Source organism: Aequoribacter sp. (genome assembly GCF_965659035.1).
Classification (GTDB): domain Bacteria; phylum Pseudomonadota; class Gammaproteobacteria; order Pseudomonadales; family Halieaceae; genus Aequoribacter.
Genome location: NZ_CBFHWH010000016.1, coordinates 4,571 through 22,269, shown reverse-complemented (window position 1 = coordinate 22,269; position 17,699 = coordinate 4,571). Strand labels below are relative to the sequence as shown.

Annotated in this window: 14 protein-coding genes; 7 read left to right on the top strand and 7 right to left on the bottom strand. The window is 51.7% G+C overall.

Features of this window, described 5'->3' with window-relative positions:
* Positions 1 to 7 precede the first annotated feature (7 nt).
* Together ACTF5Z_RS04515 and yrfG are read right to left on the bottom strand one after the other, a co-directional pair.
* Positions 8 to 1,567, bottom strand: coding sequence for an HAD-IB family hydrolase (locus ACTF5Z_RS04515; protein WP_438984664.1), 1,560 nt, complete (start codon positions 1,565 to 1,567; stop codon positions 8 to 10).
* Between the two features lie 89 nt (positions 1,568 to 1,656).
* On the bottom strand, positions 1,657 to 2,307 hold the full coding sequence (yrfG, locus tag ACTF5Z_RS04510; protein WP_438984663.1) for a GMP/IMP nucleotidase: 651 nt from the start codon (positions 2,305 to 2,307) through the stop codon (positions 1,657 to 1,659).
* A 54-nt stretch (positions 2,308 to 2,361) separates the two neighbouring features.
* On the opposite strand from yrfG, the gene cysQ reads away from it, so the two are divergent.
* Positions 2,362 to 3,237 carry a 3'(2'),5'-bisphosphate nucleotidase CysQ gene (gene cysQ, locus ACTF5Z_RS04505; RefSeq protein ID WP_438984662.1) on the top strand — a complete coding sequence of 292 codons (876 nt, stop codon included), beginning with the start codon at positions 2,362 to 2,364 and terminating at the stop codon, positions 3,235 to 3,237.
* Here the strand turns inward: cysQ and gshA are convergent.
* Positions 3,221 to 4,822 carry a glutamate--cysteine ligase gene (gshA, locus tag ACTF5Z_RS04500; protein ID WP_438984661.1) on the bottom strand — a complete coding sequence of 534 codons (1,602 nt, stop codon included), beginning with the start codon at positions 4,820 to 4,822 and terminating at the stop codon, positions 3,221 to 3,223. The two genes, cysQ and gshA, sit on opposite strands and share 17 nt — an antisense overlap.
* A gap of 215 nt (positions 4,823 to 5,037) precedes the next feature.
* Here gshA and ACTF5Z_RS04495 point away from each other — a divergent pair, with 215 nt between their 5' ends.
* Genes ACTF5Z_RS04495 through ACTF5Z_RS04485 form a run of 3 tightly spaced genes read left to right on the top strand, consistent with a single transcriptional unit; the run spans position 5,038 to position 10,310 of the window.
* Positions 5,038 to 6,072 (top strand): efflux RND transporter periplasmic adaptor subunit, encoded by a 1,035-nt coding sequence (locus ACTF5Z_RS04495; protein WP_438984660.1) that lies wholly within the window; start codon positions 5,038 to 5,040, stop codon positions 6,070 to 6,072.
* A gap of 3 nt (positions 6,073 to 6,075) precedes the next feature.
* Positions 6,076 to 9,186 (top strand): efflux RND transporter permease subunit, encoded by a 3,111-nt coding sequence (locus ACTF5Z_RS04490; protein ID WP_438984659.1) that lies wholly within the window; start codon positions 6,076 to 6,078, stop codon positions 9,184 to 9,186.
* Positions 9,183 to 10,310: a PilT/PilU family type 4a pilus ATPase gene (locus ACTF5Z_RS04485; protein WP_438984658.1), complete on the top strand. Its 1,128-nt coding sequence runs from the start codon at positions 9,183 to 9,185 to the stop codon at positions 10,308 to 10,310. The genes ACTF5Z_RS04490 and ACTF5Z_RS04485 overlap by 4 nt, the downstream gene beginning before the upstream one ends.
* A 41-nt stretch (positions 10,311 to 10,351) precedes the next feature.
* On the opposite strand, the gene ACTF5Z_RS04480 is transcribed toward ACTF5Z_RS04485, so the two are convergent.
* From ACTF5Z_RS04480 to moaA, 3 genes are read right to left on the bottom strand one after another with little or no spacing between them, the layout of a single operon-like run.
* The gene (locus ACTF5Z_RS04480) at positions 10,352 to 11,704 is read right to left on the bottom strand and encodes a vWA domain-containing protein (RefSeq protein ID WP_438984657.1); all 1,353 of its coding nucleotides are present in this window, start codon (positions 11,702 to 11,704) and stop codon (positions 10,352 to 10,354) included.
* Positions 11,705 to 11,727: 23 nt separating this feature from the next.
* Positions 11,728 to 12,675: an AAA family ATPase gene (locus ACTF5Z_RS04475; protein ID WP_423849376.1), complete on the bottom strand. Its 948-nt coding sequence runs from the start codon at positions 12,673 to 12,675 to the stop codon at positions 11,728 to 11,730.
* 30 nt (positions 12,676 to 12,705) lie between these two features.
* On the bottom strand, positions 12,706 to 13,695 hold the full coding sequence (moaA, locus tag ACTF5Z_RS04470) for a GTP 3',8-cyclase MoaA (protein WP_423849377.1): 990 nt from the start codon (positions 13,693 to 13,695) through the stop codon (positions 12,706 to 12,708).
* Positions 13,696 to 13,788: 93 nt separating this feature from the next.
* Between moaA and ACTF5Z_RS04465 the strand changes: the two genes are divergently transcribed.
* Positions 13,789 to 14,832, top strand: coding sequence for a hypothetical protein (locus tag ACTF5Z_RS04465; protein WP_438984656.1), 1,044 nt, complete (start codon positions 13,789 to 13,791; stop codon positions 14,830 to 14,832).
* Positions 14,829 to 16,202: an SLC13 family permease gene (locus ACTF5Z_RS04460; protein ID WP_438984655.1), complete on the top strand. Its 1,374-nt coding sequence runs from the start codon at positions 14,829 to 14,831 to the stop codon at positions 16,200 to 16,202. The genes ACTF5Z_RS04465 and ACTF5Z_RS04460 overlap by 4 nt, the downstream gene beginning before the upstream one ends.
* A gap of 36 nt (positions 16,203 to 16,238) precedes the next feature.
* Here ACTF5Z_RS04460 and ACTF5Z_RS04455 read toward each other — a convergent pair whose 3' ends face one another.
* A complete protein-coding gene (locus ACTF5Z_RS04455; RefSeq protein ID WP_438984654.1) occupies positions 16,239 to 16,718 on the bottom strand; it encodes a peroxiredoxin in 480 nt (159 codons plus the stop codon).
* A gap of 351 nt (positions 16,719 to 17,069) precedes the next feature.
* On the opposite strand from ACTF5Z_RS04455, the gene ACTF5Z_RS04450 reads away from it, so the two are divergent.
* Positions 17,070 to 17,699: hypothetical protein (locus tag ACTF5Z_RS04450; protein WP_438984653.1), on the top strand; the 630-nt coding region annotated here is incomplete at its 3' end.

The window sequence follows — 17,699 nt, the reverse complement described above, 5'->3', positions numbered from 1 at the left end:
TATGCCGCTAGTTATTGGAGTTATTGCTTGTTTTTACACCTCTTGCGCTGGATTTGGCAAGTGAGTTTCGCGTTTTGGTGGCGCGCGGTTTGCGTGCTTTGGTCTGTGCGGCGGGCGTATTGCTCTTGGCCGCTGATGGCTCGGCTTGACCCAGTGCTTCCAAATACAATTGGCGCACATCGTTCACGTGTTGGTCTAGGTCTTCCAGGCGCCAATGTTTTGTCTCAATGGGCTCGAGCACTTCTACTCTCACTTTGCCAGGTCTGAACACAAAATCGCCTTTGGGGGCGATATCGCTTGCGTTGTGAATCACAATGGGTACGATCGGAACACCCGCTTGCATGGCTAAGTGAAACGCGCCTTTTTTGAAGGCACCCAATTTGCGAGTTGTCGAGCGCGTGCCCTCTGGCGCCAATACCACCGATTTGCCCTCATTTTGCATCACATCCACCAAGGGTTTCATGGCAGCAATAGCCGACTCGGCATTTTTGCGGTCGATCATAACCACGCCCCCCCACTCCATCACTTTGCCGATGATGGGGAGCTTTTTAATCTCTTGCTTGCCCACCCCGGCCATGTCTTGCCGCACCAGTTTGGCGGCGATAATCACGTCGGTCTTGCTTTGGTGGTTAAAAATAAATACCGCGGGCCGCTGTTTCCAGATATTTGCCTCGCCTTTGACATCAAGCTCTAGACCGACCAGGGCGCTCGCTGTTTCCGCGAACAGCGCGTATGAGAAATTTCGGCTCTGGCGCATAGAGCCTGTCAAAGCAAATACGGGAATGCCTGCGGCAAAGGCAGATACGACGCTGGTTGTGGCCGCCAGTGAACGAATAAATTGGCTGAGCGTTGGGGTGCCTCTGCTGTCAAATGATGCTTGAGCCCAATGATTCTCGCGTGCCATTTCGCGCAGAGCTCTGGAAGGGTTTAGTGCCACCGGGTGTCCACTGGCAAGCAACAGGTCACTGTCGTCGGTGCTGTCAGAGTAAAAAAATGTGTTGGCTAAACGGCCTTTGGTTTGTTTTAACAGTGCTTTGGCAGCATCAACCTTACCCATACCAAAGCAGGGTGGTCCATCGATTTCGCCGGTGAACGTATCATTGTCTACCGCAAGCTCAGTGCAGTAAACGTGATCGATGCCGAGATCTCGTGCAGCGGGCTCAACTTGAAAACGGGTCGCTGAAGAGACAATAGCAATGGTGTGCCCGGCGGCTTTGTGGGCATCGATAAGTTGGCGTGCTTCAGGGTACACCAAGCGACCAATGTGTTTGTCGTACACGGTTTGGGCGAAGGTGTCGTAGTCTGTTTTAGAGTAGCCGGCCATGAACTGAGCGGTCAGAGCGATGAGGCTGGCGAAGTCAATATTACCGAAACCAAATTGGGTCATCGCCTGCAGGGTGCTCATGAGATCTTTGATGTCTAAATCACCTTTCATCACCTGAGCGCGAAGAAAATGAAAAGCGGAATAGCCGTAGATAATGGTGCCGTCAAAATCGAATAGGGCCGCAGTTTTTGGTCCTTTTGGAGCGGCCTCAATGGCGCTGATAAGTTCATTGATCTTCGACATGTCGCAATCCTCGTGCTGAGATGCTAAGACTAGAGCGAATTGTGCTAATTGTCACATGAGCATTTAGCAAGTTTTACCGTTCTCAAACGTTAGGCGAAGAGCTCGTCAAAGTGATGTATGGCTTGGTGCAGAGTATCCGTTTTGATGGTGTATCTCGAATCGGGCTGCTTCAAGGTAATGAGGTATTCGATGCCAAACTGCTTGGCCGCGCTCAAGACGGTTTCGTTATCATCGATGAGTACTGTCCGTTCAGGGTTAAAAGGATAGGCACTTGCGAAACTGTGCCAGAACGCTTGCGATTCTTTCGGGGCTTGAAACTGATGTGAGGTCACCAGGTGATTGAAATAAGGCCTGAGATCAATATTCGCAAGTTTGGAATCGAGCACGACTTGATGCGCATTCGTCACCAGAAAAATCCGTTTACCTTGCGCCTTTAAGAAGTCCAAGAACTCGAAGACCTGAGGTCTTGCACGGGATTGGTGAGCTGTGCTGCGCACATGCTCATGCACATCAAAGCCCAAGGTGTCGGTCCAGTGGTCAATACAGTACCATTCTAGTGTCCCCTGGGTTGCGCTCATTTTTGCGTGCAGTTGGCCCTTTGCTTCATCGAGCCCAATACCCCTTGTCTCGGCGAAGACCTTGGGTATGTGCTCTAGCCAAAAGTGATTATCGTAAGCTAGGTCGAGTAGAGTCCCGTCCATGTCGAGTAAGACTGTATCCACCGCCGTCCAATCTAGCATATTTAAAGCGCTCTATTATCAAGTTGTTGGGGTGTGCCATGATACACTACCCGTATGACAAAAGATCTTGCCGAAACCCGACTCGCGAACAGCGAGGTAAGCCAAATACTCGAGCTTCTGAATACGGCGAGCCTCGCGATACTGAAGCATTACCGTTCCAACGCTGCCGCTGAGTATCAAAACAAGAAGGACTCTACGCCGCTGACTGAAGCCGATTTGATGGCTCACAGGCTTATTTGCCAAGGGCTGCGCCAAATCTTTCCTGAGATTCCCGTCTTGTCTGAGGAGTCAGACACCGACGTGAAACAAATGCGGCGACAATGGCGCGATTATTGGTTAGTCGACCCCTTAGATGGCACGCGAGAATTCCTGAACAGAACCGGTGAATTCACAATAAATATTGCATTGATTCGTGAGCATCGACCGGTGCTCGGCTTTATTGCGGCCCCTTGCCTTGATACGGTCTGGTTTGGGGGTGAACATTACGGCGCGTATAAGCTCACGCTTGGTGCCGATCTTGCGAGCAAACAGAGTATTCGCTGCCGTGTGCTGCAGTCCAGCGCCCAGATTACGGTGTTGTCGGCGATACGGCATCGCAATAAACACTTGCAAGCCACTTTGTCGTATTTGCGTAGTGCTACGCCTGAGTTGCAGCGTTTAGACAGTGGCAGTGCCTTAAAATTTTGCCAGTTAGCCGAGGGGCGCGGCGATATTTACCCGCGTTTTTCGCCTTGCTGTGAGTGGGATACGGGCGCCGGCCAAGCTCTAGTCGAAGGCGCTGGAGGGCAAGTCTGGGCGCTCAATGGTCAGCCTTTGGCGTACAATAGTCGCGATACCTTGATGAGCCCACATTTTGTGGCGATTGCTGACCCCAGTGCCACCTTTTGGACTGGGTTGTTGCAAGAGTTAAAGACTAGTCTCGCTGTTTAGGGTGCAGAGACTCTAATCGATACTGGTCTAGGAAGCGTTGTAAAAACTCCTCAAAGGAGATTTCATCGGCCGCTTCGATCGCCGCTTGTTCCCTCAGGCTCTGCGCGGCTTCCGCCTCAAACTTCTGCCGTATCGATTCTTCCAAAGGTTGAGCTAAAAACTCGGTCTTGATGTTGCGCGCTTGATTGAGCGCCGCATTAAAAAAGCTTCCTTGCTGCACGCGCTGACTGACTTGCGCCGAGGGTGTGAGTTCGTGATCGAGCAGTTTTTGACGTTGTATCTCGAGGGCCTCGCTGTAGCCGGGCTCGATTAGGCTGTCCAGCGTTGCGGCAAAGTCCTCAAGTTCGGTCATGATGTTGAGGCCCCAATCTTTAAGCGATATTCGCTCAGAGGGAGTGTTCAACTCTAGGCCGGGTTCGCGTCCCCGAGTAACTACTCGGCTAAAGTTGTCCGCCAACCGAGTTTGCTCTTCGAAGGTACATTGCGGGCTATCTTTAAGTAAGCAGTACAGTAAAAACAAGTCTAGAAATCGAATTTGCGGTGCATCGATACCGGTCGGTAAAAATGGGTTGAGGTCGATGCAGCGGACCTCGATGTACTCGATGCCGCCCAGAGCAAGTGCGTGGAGAGAGGGTTCTCCGCTGCGAGAGACTCGTTTCGGGCGAATGGGGCTGTAAAATTCGTTTTCGATTTGCAGTAAGCAATCGCTGAGCTGTTGGTACTCGCCGTCGAGTATCTTCGGTATGTCGCCGTAGGCTGGATGCGGTTCAACGATGGCCGCCCGAAGCGTATCGACGTAGGTGTCTAACTGGTTATAGCAGACCTGTAGCGATTTTTGCGTGTCGCTGTTATAACCCAAACCGCCCATTCTCAAAGAAGTCGCGTAAGGCAGGTGATAGCTGTTGTGCTCTGCATCGGTGGGTTCTAAGCCGTGATTTTTGCGACCTTTTAAAAAGGTCGAACACACCGCTGGAGAGGCGCCGAATAAATAGACCAACAGCCATGACCAGCGTTGGAAGTTACGAATTAACCCAAGATAGCGCTCGGTTCTAAAGTCGTTTACGTCTTGGGTATTGTGGGTGTAGGACTGTAGCCATGGCCAAAAGCTCTCGGGCAACGAGAAGTTGTAGTGTATACCCGCAATGGTTTGCATGCGGCGTCCATACCGATGCCCTAAGCCATAGCGGTACACTGTCTTAAGGCGAGCTGAGTTGGAGCTGCCATACTGAGCGACGGGGATGTCGCTGTCTGCCGTTAGTGCGCAGGGCATGCTCGCAGTCCATAGGAGCTCGTCACCAAGTTGGTCATACACATAGCGATGTATGTCGTGAAGTTGCTGCAGAGTCTGCTCGGTCGAATCAGATACTGGGGTTATGAATTCCAGCAAAGCCTCACTGTAGTCGGTTGTGATTGAAGCATGAGTGAGCGGTGAACCCAGAGTCTTGGGGTGGGCCGTTTGCGCGAGTAGGCCATTTGGATCAATGCGAAGCGCTTCTTTTTCAATGCCGCGTTGGAAGCGCAATAGCTTGCGCGCCTTGGGGTCTTGCGCCAGGGCGTCCAATAAGGCAGCAATGCGTTTTTTCATGCGTGTATCTCCGCCCTTTGGTGTAAACTGATCCGATGGTTGAGTTCGAAAGGCCGCCGCGCAGTGTAAAGGCTAGAGGATGTGAAGTACATGTTCGCGTGAGGTCCTTTTTTGCTTTTGCGACTTTGGGGCATTGGCTGTGTTTGCTGCAAGTTGATCTGCAGAGGGTCGTGCGACGTGCCCTCGCGGGTACTGCTCGGTGTTAGGAGATAAGTATGTTGAAGTGGTTTCCGGTGCTTGCCGGTGTCCTGGGTTTGGTTTGGTTTTGGGCGGGACCAGAACCCGCTGACGAGGGACGCCAATTTGGCGCTCGTGCAACACCCGTTACCATCACCACAGTGCAGCGTTTAGAATTTGCCGATTCGGTCGTTGCCGTCGGTACGCTGGAAGCGTGGGAGTCGGTTGATATTCGACCTTCGGTGGCACAAATTGTGACTGAATTGTTGTTTGAAGATGGCGACTCGGTTGAGGCTGGGCAAGTGCTAGCCGTGCAAAAGCAAGACGCTGAAAACGCCCGCTTCTCTGAGTTATCTGCGTCTTTAATCGACGCCAAACGCGAAGTTGAGCGTTTGGCAAACCTGGCAACCAAGAATCAGGTGGCCCAAACAGATTTAGATAGAGCAACCACCCGCGTGCAGGTACTGGAATTCCAGTTAGAGGAAGTCCAGGCTAGGATTCAAGATCGCACAATTCGTGCGCCGTTTGCGGGGCAGCTCGGGTTGCGAGAAGTTAGCCCCGGTGCGTTGATTACGCCAAGTACGCGCATAACAACCCTCGACGATTTATCACGAATGCGTCTGACGTTTTCAGTGCCGGCAATACGGTTGGGGGTTTTGTCTGTCGGTCAGAAAGTGATTGCGCGCTCGGCAGCGTTCACCGAGCATTTTGAGGGTCGAATTTCGGCTATCGATAGTCGCGTCGACCCAGTGACGCGGTCTATTCAGGTGCGAGCGGAGGTGCCAAACCCCGAAGGGCGGCTGCGCCCCGGTTTACTAATGAATACGAGCGTTGAGGCGAATCCGCGTATGGCCATCGTTGTTCCTGAAGAGGCGATCGAATCGCGCGCCAAAGAGCACTATGTTTGGTTGCTCGAGCGCGACGATACGGCGCAGAAAACGCAGGTGAGTATCGGCGGTCGTTCGGCGGGTGTGGTGGAAATAACCGCTGGGTTGGGAGAGGGGCAACAAATCGTCGTCGATGGCGTGGGCCTGTTGCGAATGAGCCCAGCGAGGGTAAAGCCCAAGGAGTAGGCCATGTTACTGTCAGATGTTTCAGTTAAGCGCCCCGTTTTTGCCCTCGTGCTCAGCGCCTTATTGGTCGCCTTTGGGGTGTTATCCTTTGATCGGCTGCCGTTACGCGAATACCCAGATATCGAAACCCCCATCGTCAGTGTCTCCACTAACTACCCCGGTGCTTCGGCAGCGGTTGTTGAAAACCGTATTACCGAGGTCATTGAAGACCGCTTGGCGGGTTTGCAAGGCATTAAAGTCATGGAATCCTCAAGCTTCGATGGGCGTTCGTCGATTCGTTTAGAGTTTCAGCTAAGCCGAGATATCGACAACGCTGCCAACGATGTCAGGGACCGCATTTCGAGCGTATTGAACAATATTCCACAAGAAGCCGAGCCACCTGAAGTGCGAAAAGAAGAGAGTGGCGAGGACGTGGTATTTTGGGTGCATCTTGTAGGCCCTGAAATGACACAATTAGAGCTTACCGATTACGCGCGTCGCTATTTAGAGGACCGCTTCTCGGTCTTAGATGGTGTGGCACGCGTGCGCATATCGGGCGGTAAAATTTACGCTATGCGAATCTGGTTAGATCCTCAGGAATTGGTCGCGCGCCAGCTAACCGTCAGCGATGTCGAAAATGCGCTCAGGACACAAAATATCGAGTTGCCTGCCGGCACTCTCAATTCGCTGTCGAAAGATTTTATTATCCGTATCGAACGGAGTTATTTAACGGAAGACGATTTTCGATCTCTGGTTATTCGCCGCTCGGACGATGGTTATCTCGTGCGCTTGGGAGATGTTGCTCGCGTTGAGTTGGGCAGCGCAGAAGACCGCCGGTTTTTTCGGGGTAATGGCGAGCCCATGGTCGGTCTGGGCATAGTCAAACAAAGTACTGCGAATGCCTTGTCTATTTCTCGTTTAGTGCAGGCCGAAATTGAACGCGTTAATCAAGATTTACCTCAAGGTCTAACACTGATTGCTAGCTATGACGACAGCGTCTTCGTGGAAGAAGCCATTGCAGAGGTTTATTTCACCCTGTTGGTTGCTGCTGCCTTGGTTGTGTTTGTAATCTTCATTTTTTTGGGCGACTGGCGCAGTTTATTAATACCCGCGCTGACCGTTCCTATTTCGTTAATAGCGTCTTTTTCGGCCTTGTTGGTCTTGGGCTATAGCATCAATTTATTAACGCTTTTGGCCTTGGTGTTGGCTATCGGACTCGTTGTTGATGACAGTATTGTGGTGCTCGAAAATATCCATCGGCGCTTGACCTCGGGTGAGTCTCCTTTGGTCGCCAGTTTTTTGGGAGCGCGCCAAGTGGGCTTTGCGGTAGTGGCCACTACCCTAGTCTTGGTTGCCGTGTTTGTACCCATCACCTTTCTGGAGGGTGATATCGGGCGCCTGTTTAGCGAATTTGCCGTGACCATGGCGATTGCCGTGGGGTTTTCTAGTTTTGTGGCGCTGACTTTAGCGCCAGTGATCGGCAGCAAAGTGTTAAAAACGGCAGACGCTGAGTCGCCTTTGGTCAAGTGGGTCGATCGCATTTCGGGCCGCTTAGAGTCGGGCTATCGGAACTCGCTAAAGTCCTTACTGCATCAGCCTCTGTGGGCGTTGGCTATTATTGTCGTATCGTTTTTTGGGGTCGCGGCCCTGTATCAAAGTGTTGAGCAAGAGTTTGCGCCCAATCAAGATCGGGGTATGTTGTTTATGCGCGTGAACGCTGCTGAAGGCGCTTCATTCGAATACACCAAAGACATGCTAGAGCAAATAGAGCAGCGCCTGATGCCTTTGGTTGATCAAGGTGACATTAAACGACTGCTCGTACGCGCGCCAGGGTGGGGTGCCGGTGAGTCCTTCAACAATGGCTTTGCCCTGATGGTGTTGGCGCCTTTTGACTCTGGCCGTCGTGATACCGATGAAATATTGGCGGATGCGCGTGCGCGTGTAGCCGATGTGGCGGGGGCGAGTGTCTGGATCAGTGGTCCGCGTTCACTCGGGGGTGGCAGTGGTTCACCGGTCGATATTGCGATAGGTGGTAATTCTTACCAGGAGCTGGCTGACTGGCAGGATGCCTTGCTCGCTAAGTTGGCAGAGAATCCACGTCTAATAAATGTAAATACGAACCTCAAACCTACCAAGCCGCAACTTAGGTTGAGTATCGATCGCGATCGGGCGGGAGATTTAGGCGTTAATATTCGCGATATTGGGCGTACTTTGGAAACTATGATGGGAGGACGTCGCGCGACGACCTTTCTAATGGGTGGACGAGAGTATGATGTATTGCTTGAAGCTGAACGCTTTAATCGTCAAACCTTGGCTGACTTTGACGCGTTGTATGTCCGTTCTACCAGTACGGGTGAGCTGGTGCCATTGTCGAATATTGTATCAATTACCGAGCAGGCTGATGCCGGCAGCTTAAATCGACACAATCGCGTTCGAGCTTTCACGCTCACCGCTGATTTGGCCGAAGGTTATACCTTGGGTGAGGCCTTAGATGATATTCGCGTCGCGGTACGTACCGAACTGCCCGACCATGCCAGCATAGCCTACAAAGGTGAATCTTTGGATTATCAGACAGCGGGTTACGACGTAATTTTTACCTTTTCCTTGGCTTTGCTAATTGTGTATCTCGTTATGGCCGCCCAGTTTGAATCGTTTGTGCACCCCGCGGTGATTTTGTTAACGGTGCCGCTGGCGCTGATTGGTGGTTTGGGTGGGTTGGTCTTGTTTGACCAAACCCTGAATATCTATTCGCAAGTGGGCATGGTGATGCTGGTTGGCTTAGCCACTAAGAACGGAATTTTGCTGGTAGAGTTTATCAACCAATTACGCGACGAAGGTCTTGCCTTTGAGGAGGCCGTTCTCGGCGGAGCATCGCGTCGGTTACGACCGATTGTCATGACGGCGCTTACCACAGTGATTGGAGCCATCCCCTTAATTTTGTCGAATGGGCCTGGGCACGAGTCCCGCACAGTGATCGGTGTGGTCGTTATGTGTGGCGTTTCTGTCGCGACAGTTATCACCCTGTACGTTATCCCGATGGTATATGCTAAAGTGTGTCAAAATACTGGTTCTCCTAATGCCGTAGCGAGGCAATTAGAGGCCGAATTGAACAAGCGAGACGAGGCGGGCGTATGAGTCGCATACAGGAATGGTTGAAAACGTTAGCTCGAGATAAAGGGTCAGATCTGTATTTAAGCACTGGCGCGCCGCCTTGCGCCAAGTTTCAGGGCAAGTTAAAGCCTATTGCCAACGAAGTCTTAAAGCCCGGCGAGATTCGTGAAATTGCCTACGAGCTGATGGACGATACCCAAATAGCAGACTTTGAGCGAGAGCTCGAAATGAACTTAGCGACCTCGATTGCGGGCTATGGCCGTTTTCGCGTGAACATTTTCATTCAGCGCTCGGAAGTGAGTATCGTCGCTCGTAACATCGTCGCCGAAATTCCCAACTGGCAAGATCTGCGACTCCCGGAAATTATGCTCGACGTGATAATGCGCAAGCGGGGCCTAGTGCTGTTCGTGGGTGGCACTGGCTCGGGCAAATCAACGTCCCTTGCTGCCTTAATTGATTACCGCAACAGCAATTCCAACGGCCACATCGTGACTGTGGAAGACCCCGTTGAATATGTACATCGCCACAAGAAGTGCATTGTTAATCAGCGCGAAGTGGGCGTCGATACTCGAAGCTGGCATAACGCACTAAAAAATACATTGCGACAGGCGCCTGACGTGATTTTGATTGGTGAGATCCGCGATCGTGAAACCATGGAACACGCCTTGGCTTTCGCGGAAACTGGACATCTGTGTTTATCGACCTTGCACGCGAACAACGCCAACCAAGCCTTAGACCGTATTGTTAACTTCTTTCCAGAAGAGCGTCGTCCTCAGTTAATGATGGATTTATCCCAAAATCTTCAGGCTTTTGTGTCTCAGCGTTTAATACCCACCGTCGACAACAAACGTGTCGCGGCTATCGAGGTCCTGTTGGGTACGCCATTGGTGTCGGATATTATTTTGCGCGGCCAGTTTGACGGTTTGAAGGAGGTGATGGAGAAGTCTGAAAACCTGGGTATGAAAACCTTCGACCAGGCCTGCTTTGAGCTTTATCAAGAGGGGCTTATTAGTGAAGAAGAAGCTTTGCGCAATGCTGACTCGGCCAACAACGTTCGCTTGAAAATCAAGTTCGCTGGCAGTACTGTCGGTGGTGATTTTGAAGACGAAGATGATTTGGGCCTGTCGCTAGACGGTGAAGACTTCTAAACGGGGTCTGTCATTAGCATGCTGGACCGTTAAAGCGCACCTTAGCGCACTAGGGTAATAAGCTCGTCGACGATAGTTTCTAACTGCCCCAGCGTATTGCATTCGTGCGCCAAGTGGCAGACTCGCTGGTAGCGCAGCATTTCGGAGTCTCCGCTACCCCATTGGTTTTTGCCTTCAGGGTTTAGCCAAATAATGCGGCGACAACGCTCGCTAATTTCCAGTAAACGCTCGAATCGATGGTCGCCATAGTTGTTGCGGGCGTCGCCTAGAATGATAACGGTGGTTTGTTTGGTGATGTCCTGGCCCGCGATGTCCCAGAATTTATCCAAACTCGATCCATAGTCGGTGGCGCCACCGTAGCGCCAGTTGGCAATTTCAATGGCTTTTTCAACAGGATGTTGCTGGAACAGTGACGTGATTTCGCCTAGGTCGTGCGCAAACGCGAACGAGCGAGTACGTGGCAACACGTCCTGCAGGTAGTACAGCAGCATAAGTAAGAATTTGGCGTAGGCAGAGACCGAGCCGCTGACATCACACACTGCCATTACTTGAGGTTTGCGTTTTTCGGTGCGGCGCCAGAAAGTGTCAAACATGACCCCATCATTGGCGATGCCGCGCCGCAGCGTTTTGATCATGTGTAGTTGTCCGCGTCGAGTTTTTTTGGGACGTTTGCGATGCTTTTGGGTGAGCTTGCGCGCGAGCTTTTGAATCAGCCCTTGCAGACGCTCAGCGTGGCGGCGCTCGACCGCGCTTAACTTAGTTTTACGCAACAGTTCTGCCATAAGTTGGTCGTGCTGTCCGGCTGCGTTCAGTTCAAAGGCGCGCTCGATGGCCTGTTTAGCTTGGGCCTGCATGGCTTCTTGCACATCTTTCAAGGCGTGTTTTGCGGGGTTGTCTTCGGTCAGTTCTGCCAGTGTTTGGCGAATGGGGGCTTCACCTAAGGCATCAAGCAGACGTCGGGTAAACAAGCCCTTTTGCGTAAAAAACGATAGTTGTTTCAGAGGGAGTGTGCCTAAGGCTTCTGCCATTTGTGCGTCAATTTCGGCTTGGTCTTGTTGCAACAGGGCCTGGATGAAATCGCTTTGATCTAAGAGTTCTTGTGTTTTTTCGTCGCTCGCCAGTACTTCGGCAAGCTGCTGTTGATCATTGAGCGTCGCTTTCTCGTCTGATGAAGACGCGTTTTCTTCCGTTTGACCATCGTTAGTTTGCTGTGAAAAAAACTGATCAAAGCAGGCTTTGCAGATGGCCTCTTCTTCGATGGTCTTTGCCAGCGTCATGGCCATAGACTCACGCAATAAAGTAGGTGAATCGAGTCCTACGGCTTGTGCGGCCTGTAAGGCGTCCATGCTCTCTGCGGGCGATATCCGCACGCCTTGCCGGCGCGCGAGCTGCATGAACTGTAATAACTCCGCCTGCATCAGTTGACGGCTCGAGAGGTACCGCTCACACTGGGTTTTAGCAAGTCTCCCAATTTCTCAGTGGCGGCTTCGATGTCGTGTTCGAATTTGAGCAGCACATTGAGGGTGTCACGCACAAGTTGGCGATCTAATTGATTCGCCTTGAGTAAAACTAGACTGCGCGCCCAGTCAATGGTCTCGGAAATCGCCGGTGCTTTTTTGAGGTCTAAGGATCGCAGGCCATGCACAAAGCCGACTAGCTGACGATTTAAGTCTGGATCGATCTCGGGTAAACGAGAGGCAATAATTTTTTGCTCTAAGCGCTCATCAGGATAGGGGATGTACAAATGCAAGCAGCGGCGTTTTAGTGCATCCGATAAATCTCGGGTATTGTTACTGGTCAGAAACACGCGCGGGGCTACTTCTGCTTTGATGGTACCTAATTCTGGTATCGAGGTTTGGTAGTGCCCCAATACCTCGAGCAATAAAGACTCGAACTCCTGATCAGCCTTATCGATTTCATCGATCAGTAATACCGCGCCATCGGAGGAGGTTAAAGCCTTGAGCAGGGGGCGAGGCTCGATGAAACGCTCGGAATAAAATACATCGCTAAAGCTGTGCAGTCGGTCCATAGCGCCATCGAGGCCTTGGGTGCCCTCAAGCAAGTCGCCGAGTTTCTCTTTCAGAATTTGGGTGTAAAGCAGCTGTTTGCCGTATTTCCATTCATACAGAGCCTTCGCTTCATCTAAGCCTTCGTAACACTGAAGGCGAATGAGTTCTTGTTCTGTGATCAGGGCCATTGTGTTGGCAAGTTCCGTTTTTCCAACTCCTGGCGGCCCTTCGATGAGAATGGGCTTCTCGAGCGCATTGGCCAGAAACACCGCTGTTGCGATTTTTTCGCTGCAAATGTATCCGTGCTCGGCGAAAGCGCTGATGATTGAGTCGATACTGCTCAGGGTACTGCTCATTATTTATCCTTGTATTGCTCTTTAGGTCAATCAGCCACCCGTGGCATTCATAAATCTGAGGATTTGTGGGTGCTCTGGATCGTAAAAGTGATGACGCTCGGGTTTAAAAGCCAGCGCGTCAACAATGGCTTGCTTGAGCGTTTCTCGGGTGTAATCGGTTGCTCTGAGTATAGCTCTTAAATCTAACGAGTGCTCGTTACCCAAACAGAGTAGCAGGCGACCTTCGACCGTGACGCGAATACGATTACAAGTGGCGCAAAAATTGTGGCTGTGTGGCGAGATAAAACCAATGCGAGTGTCCGTACCTGAGATGTGCTGATAGCGCGCGGGGCCTGAGTCGGACTGTAATGTGCTAGCGTCTTGTAGGTCATACCGTGACCGTAACTCTTGTACTAAGGTCTCGTTGGATAACCAGCGCTCTGCTCGATTGATGTCAGGCATCTCACCGAGTGGCATCTCTTCAATAAAAGCGATGTCGATTTGCTTGTCTATGGCAAAGTCGATAAGCGCCGCAACGTCGTCGAGATTATAGGTTTGTAAGATGACCGAGTTGAGGCGAATATTCTTAATGCCTGCTGCTTGTGCCGCTTCGATACCAGCCAAGACCTTGGTCAAGTCTCCGGTACGGGTAATGGTTTTGAACTTGGCAGCATCTAAGCTATCTAAACTCACGTTAAGCGACGTGACGCCAGCCGCCGCGAGCTTATCGGCACAGGATGACAACTGTGAGCCGTTGGTCGTAATGGCGAGCTGCTCAAGTCCAGCAAGAGCGCCCAATGAGTCAACGAGTTTGATAAAGTCTTTGCGGATCAGCGGTTCACCGCCGGTTAAGCGTATTTTTTTACCGCCCAGTTCGACGAATGCTGCGCCTATCTCACTCAGTTCTTCCAGGCTTAGAATCTCGTGGCGAGGCAAAAACGTCATATCCTCAGCCATACAGTACACGCAACGGAAGTCGCAGCGATCGGTCACCGACAAGCGCAGGTAAGAGATAGTACGTTGGAATTGATCAGTCAGCATGAACCCATGTAGGCACGTTATTAAACGCACAATCCTTTACATATTAAATGGCTTTCGACAGGATAGACCAAGCGAAACATGATGGAAACGACAATGATAAAAATACTCCTAGCAACTTGTTTGGGACTGCTCAGTCTTACTTTAAGTGCCGCAGATGGCTGTGGACAAGGATCTGCCTTAACATCCGTCTGCGGATTGACAGCGCCTGAAGATATTGAGCTTGCCGGTGATAGTCAATCGCTTCTGGTCGGCGAAATGATTCTCGGCGGCCGCCTGCTGGCCTTAAAAATTGATAGCGTGACTGATGAGCCGAGAGAATTATACCCGGCGCTGTCAGTCGAAGGCGCAGCGGATTGGGGCAGTGATGACTGCAATGTGTACCCCAATCAGATGACCTTTCACGGCATAGATTTGTCTGTACGCGAGAATGGCCAATGGCAACTATTGGTGGTGAACCATGGATTGCGTGAATCAGTGGAATTTTTTCAGGTCGTGACCGATGAGCTCGGGACTCCCGAGTCCTTGGTTTGGAGAGGCTGTGTTTTGGCGCCTGATGACGAGAGTCTGAATGACGTGGCGGCACTACCGGGCGGCGGTTTTTTAAGCACTACCCCCTTTGTTGGCAGTGAGCTGTGGTCTATTGCCAAGGCCTTGGTGGGGTTTAACACAGGTTACGTCAGGCAGTGGGAGCAAACCTCTGGCTGGAGGCGGGTGCCTAACACCGAAGGGCGGTATCCCAATGGCGTTATCGCTGCGCCAGATGGCAGTCAGTTTCACGTCAATATGTATATCGACGGGCTGGTCAAAACCTTTGCACTTGACGGTACTGAGCTGGGCTCGGCGGCAGTATTGAACGGCGACAATTTGAGTTGGGGGCAAGACGGTAAAATTCGCATTGCCTCGCATCGAGCCGGTATGCTGGAGATGGTGCAAGCACTCGAGGCCTCGCCTGAAACCAATTTGCAGATTCCGTTCGCGATTGTGGAATACGAGCCAGCGAATGGGGAGGTGAAGGACATTTTTGTTCATGACGGCAGCGAATTTGGTGCAGCAACGGTAGCCCAGCAAGTCGGTAGCAAGCTTGTCATGGGATCATTTAAAGGCACTCGAATTGCTGTTGTTGAGGTTGATGAATGAAGTTCGGCAGCAGCCTGTGGTTGGGGCCGGCGATCAGTGTCGCCGTATTTGCTCTTGTGTCTACAAGCGTAGGTAACAGTGATATGGCATTGGTTGCCGCCTTGGCTTGCCTGTGTGTCGTTTGGTGGGTGTCTGAAGCGGTGCCCATTCCCGTAACGTCGCTGCTGCCTTTAGCGGTGCTGCCTTTGTTTGATGTGCTTACCCCTGCGCAGGTGGGTCAGGCTTATGGCTCGCCATTGATTTTGCTATTGCTGGGTGGTTTTTTATTGTCTAAATCTCTGGAGCACAGTGGTGCACACCGTCGAATGGCTCTGTGGATGATCCGTGTGGTTGGAACGCACAGCGGTCCGAGGTTGGTGCTCGGGTTTATGTTGGCTGCGGCACTTTTAAGCATGTGGATATCGAATACCGCGACAACCTTAATGCTTCTACCAGTAGCTCTGGCGGTGATCGATGCGGCGAGACAGCCCGAAAAACTTGCCATACCCTTATTACTGGGCTTGGCGTATGGCGCAAGTGTTGGTGGCTTGGGTACTCCGATCGGCACGCCACCTAATTTAGTGTTCATGCAAGTGTACGAAAACACAGTGGGCGAGAGCGTTTCTTTTAGTCGCTGGATGTCCTGGGGTGTACCCGTTGTCCTGATTTTAGTTCCTTTGATGGCTTGGATATTATCTCGCCGTTTTACCGATGCGGTTGATGTCGAGTTGCCACGCGTTGGCGCATGGGAGGTCGCAGAAAAGCGAGTGCTGTGGGTTTTTGGCTTGACTGCCTTGGCATGGATTACACGCGGTGAGCCCTTTGGCGGGTGGAGTCAGTGGCTTGCACTGCCAAATGCCAATGACGCGTCGGTTGCATTGCTAGCTGTTGTGGTTATGGCGATGATTAGTGATGGTAAGGGTGGACGTTTGCTGTCTTGGGAGCGTGCGGTAACTATACCTTGGGGTGTTTTGTTATTGTTTGCCGGCGGCATATGCCTAGCCAAGGGCTTTGTCAGCTCGGGTTTAAGTGACGCGATTGGTCAGTCCTTAGTCGAATTAACGGCCATGCCTACCTTTTTTCTGATTCTGGCAATTTGTTTAATTGTAACGTTCACAACAGAAACAACTTCGAACACGGCAAGCACAACGTTGTTGATGCCAATTCTAGCAGCTACGGCTCTGTCCGCTGGCATTGCTCCAGAGTTGATCATGGTTCCCGCTGCGATGAGTGCGAGCTGCGCATTCATGTTGCCTGTGGCGACGGCGCCGAATTCGGTCGTCTTTGGTAGTGGTCGCTTAACGATTCGGGACATGGCGGCCGAGGGTTTTAAGATCAACCTGTTGGCAGCATTGGTGATCAGTGTGGTGTGTTTTGTTACTTTGGCGTGAAAAAAAGAGCGATGCATCGCATCGCTCTGTCGTCACTTATAGCGACTGCATAATAGTCTCTGCGGAGCTCACATCGACGCCTGGGCCTGTCTCAACATTGAGTTGAGTGACTTTGCCGTCTTCAACGATCATGGCGAAGCGCTGGCTGCGAGTGCCTAAACCAAAACCGGAACCATCCAGTTCAAGACCCAATGCTTTGGTGAGTTCGCCATTACCATCGGCCAACATTAAAATTTCCTCAGCGTTTTGTGCTTTGCCCCATGCACCCATCACGAACGCATCGTTAACCGCCATACAAACGATGGTGTCAACACCTGCCGCCTTGATTTTGTCGGCGTTGACCACATAGCCTGGAAGATGGGTCATGCTACAACCGGGCGTGAATGCGCCGGGAACCGCGAATAGGACGACTTTTTTGCCGTCAAAGATTTCTGCAGTTGTGATGTCTACAGGGCCTTCCGCGCCCATGGTTTTCAGTTTACATGCTGGGACCGAATCGCCTACTTGAATGGTCATAGAATACTCCTCAGTTGTGAATGATAGTTGAAGCGGGATTGTAAATGATTTTCGTTCTCCGTTGCCGCTCTAGAGTGCATGATTCGACAACTTTTTCCAACCTTACGTGTTTTTATGAGAGCTAGATCACAACTTAGTTTTACCTGCTTGTAATAAGTAACTAGACTTCATTGTTGGCTATAGACAGACTGGGGTAGTTAAACTTTGCGAAAAAGCGTTCACTTAAGGTCACCTGCGCTAACTGCAGCTCTTTGGCTGCTGGCGTTGTTGTGTACCCTAGTGATGCTGAACGCTGAGGTTTATGCCCAGTCTGGTAGTGTTCGTCTCAGTCTCTCGCAGTTGAGCGAGCCAATGGCAATTAAGCGTGATTGGCAGCGTAAGGTTGGAGATTCACCACGCTATGCTGCACTAGATTACGATGACGCCAGCTGGGAACAAGTCCCCTTAAATGCCTTATGGCCCAAAGGTGGATTTCCCGAATCTCAACAGACCGCGTGGTACCGCTTGACGGTCGATTTTGGACGGCAAGCGCGGCAAAGTCCACAATTCTTGGGTAACTTGGGACTAAAGATAGGCCGAGTTTACAGCGCTTTTGAGCTTTATGCCGGCGGTGAGCTGATCGGGTCGCGGGGACTTCTGCCTCCGAATGCCTCGCCCGACTGGGATCGGGATTTAGTCGTCCGTGTGCCCCCTGAGGCCGTAAGTGCCGACGGATCTCTGGTGCTTGCGCTTCGTGTCTGGGGCGGCCCCGAGGCCGTAACCTCGCGCTGGGGGGGTGGTTTTTACGGCGACACGCTATGGTTAGGCGATTACTTCACGCTCGCGTCTGCGGACTTCAAAACTGCCTTGGCGCCCTTGTTTATGGCCGCCCTGTTTCTCTTGAGCGCGCTGTTCTCATTTTACGTGTACAGCCGCAGTGCGAGTTTGCGGTCGTACCTGTGGTTTGCCTTACTTTCCAGCGCCCTAGCTCTGTATTGCTAC

Excerpts from the sequence above, each read along its gene's own strand:
- ACTF5Z_RS04490 (WP_438984659.1), top strand. The coding sequence starts at position 6,076 with ATGTTACTGTCAGATGTTTCAGTTAAGCGCCCCGTTTTTGCCCTCGTG.
- yrfG (WP_438984663.1), bottom strand. The coding sequence starts at position 2,307 with ATGCTAGATTGGACGGCGGTGGATACAGTCTTACTCGACATGGACGGG.
- ACTF5Z_RS04480 (WP_438984657.1), bottom strand. The coding sequence starts at position 11,704 with ATGCAGCTCGCGCGCCGGCAAGGCGTGCGGATATCGCCCGCAGAGAGC.
- ACTF5Z_RS04515 (WP_438984664.1), bottom strand. The coding sequence starts at position 1,567 with ATGTCGAAGATCAATGAACTTATCAGCGCCATTGAGGCCGCTCCAAAA.
- ACTF5Z_RS04475 (WP_423849376.1), bottom strand. The coding sequence starts at position 12,675 with ATGAGCAGTACCCTGAGCAGTATCGACTCAATCATCAGCGCTTTCGCC.
- ACTF5Z_RS04465 (WP_438984656.1), top strand. The coding sequence starts at position 13,789 with ATGATAAAAATACTCCTAGCAACTTGTTTGGGACTGCTCAGTCTTACT.
- cysQ (WP_438984662.1), top strand. The coding sequence starts at position 2,362 with ATGACAAAAGATCTTGCCGAAACCCGACTCGCGAACAGCGAGGTAAGC.
- ACTF5Z_RS04495 (WP_438984660.1), top strand. The coding sequence starts at position 5,038 with ATGTTGAAGTGGTTTCCGGTGCTTGCCGGTGTCCTGGGTTTGGTTTGG.
- moaA (WP_423849377.1), bottom strand. The coding sequence starts at position 13,695 with ATGCTGACTGATCAATTCCAACGTACTATCTCTTACCTGCGCTTGTCG.
- ACTF5Z_RS04455 (WP_438984654.1), bottom strand. The coding sequence starts at position 16,718 with ATGACCATTCAAGTAGGCGATTCGGTCCCAGCATGTAAACTGAAAACC.
- ACTF5Z_RS04485 (WP_438984658.1), top strand. The coding sequence starts at position 9,183 with ATGAGTCGCATACAGGAATGGTTGAAAACGTTAGCTCGAGATAAAGGG.
- gshA (WP_438984661.1), bottom strand. The coding sequence starts at position 4,822 with ATGAAAAAACGCATTGCTGCCTTATTGGACGCCCTGGCGCAAGACCCC.
- ACTF5Z_RS04460 (WP_438984655.1), top strand. The coding sequence starts at position 14,829 with ATGAAGTTCGGCAGCAGCCTGTGGTTGGGGCCGGCGATCAGTGTCGCC.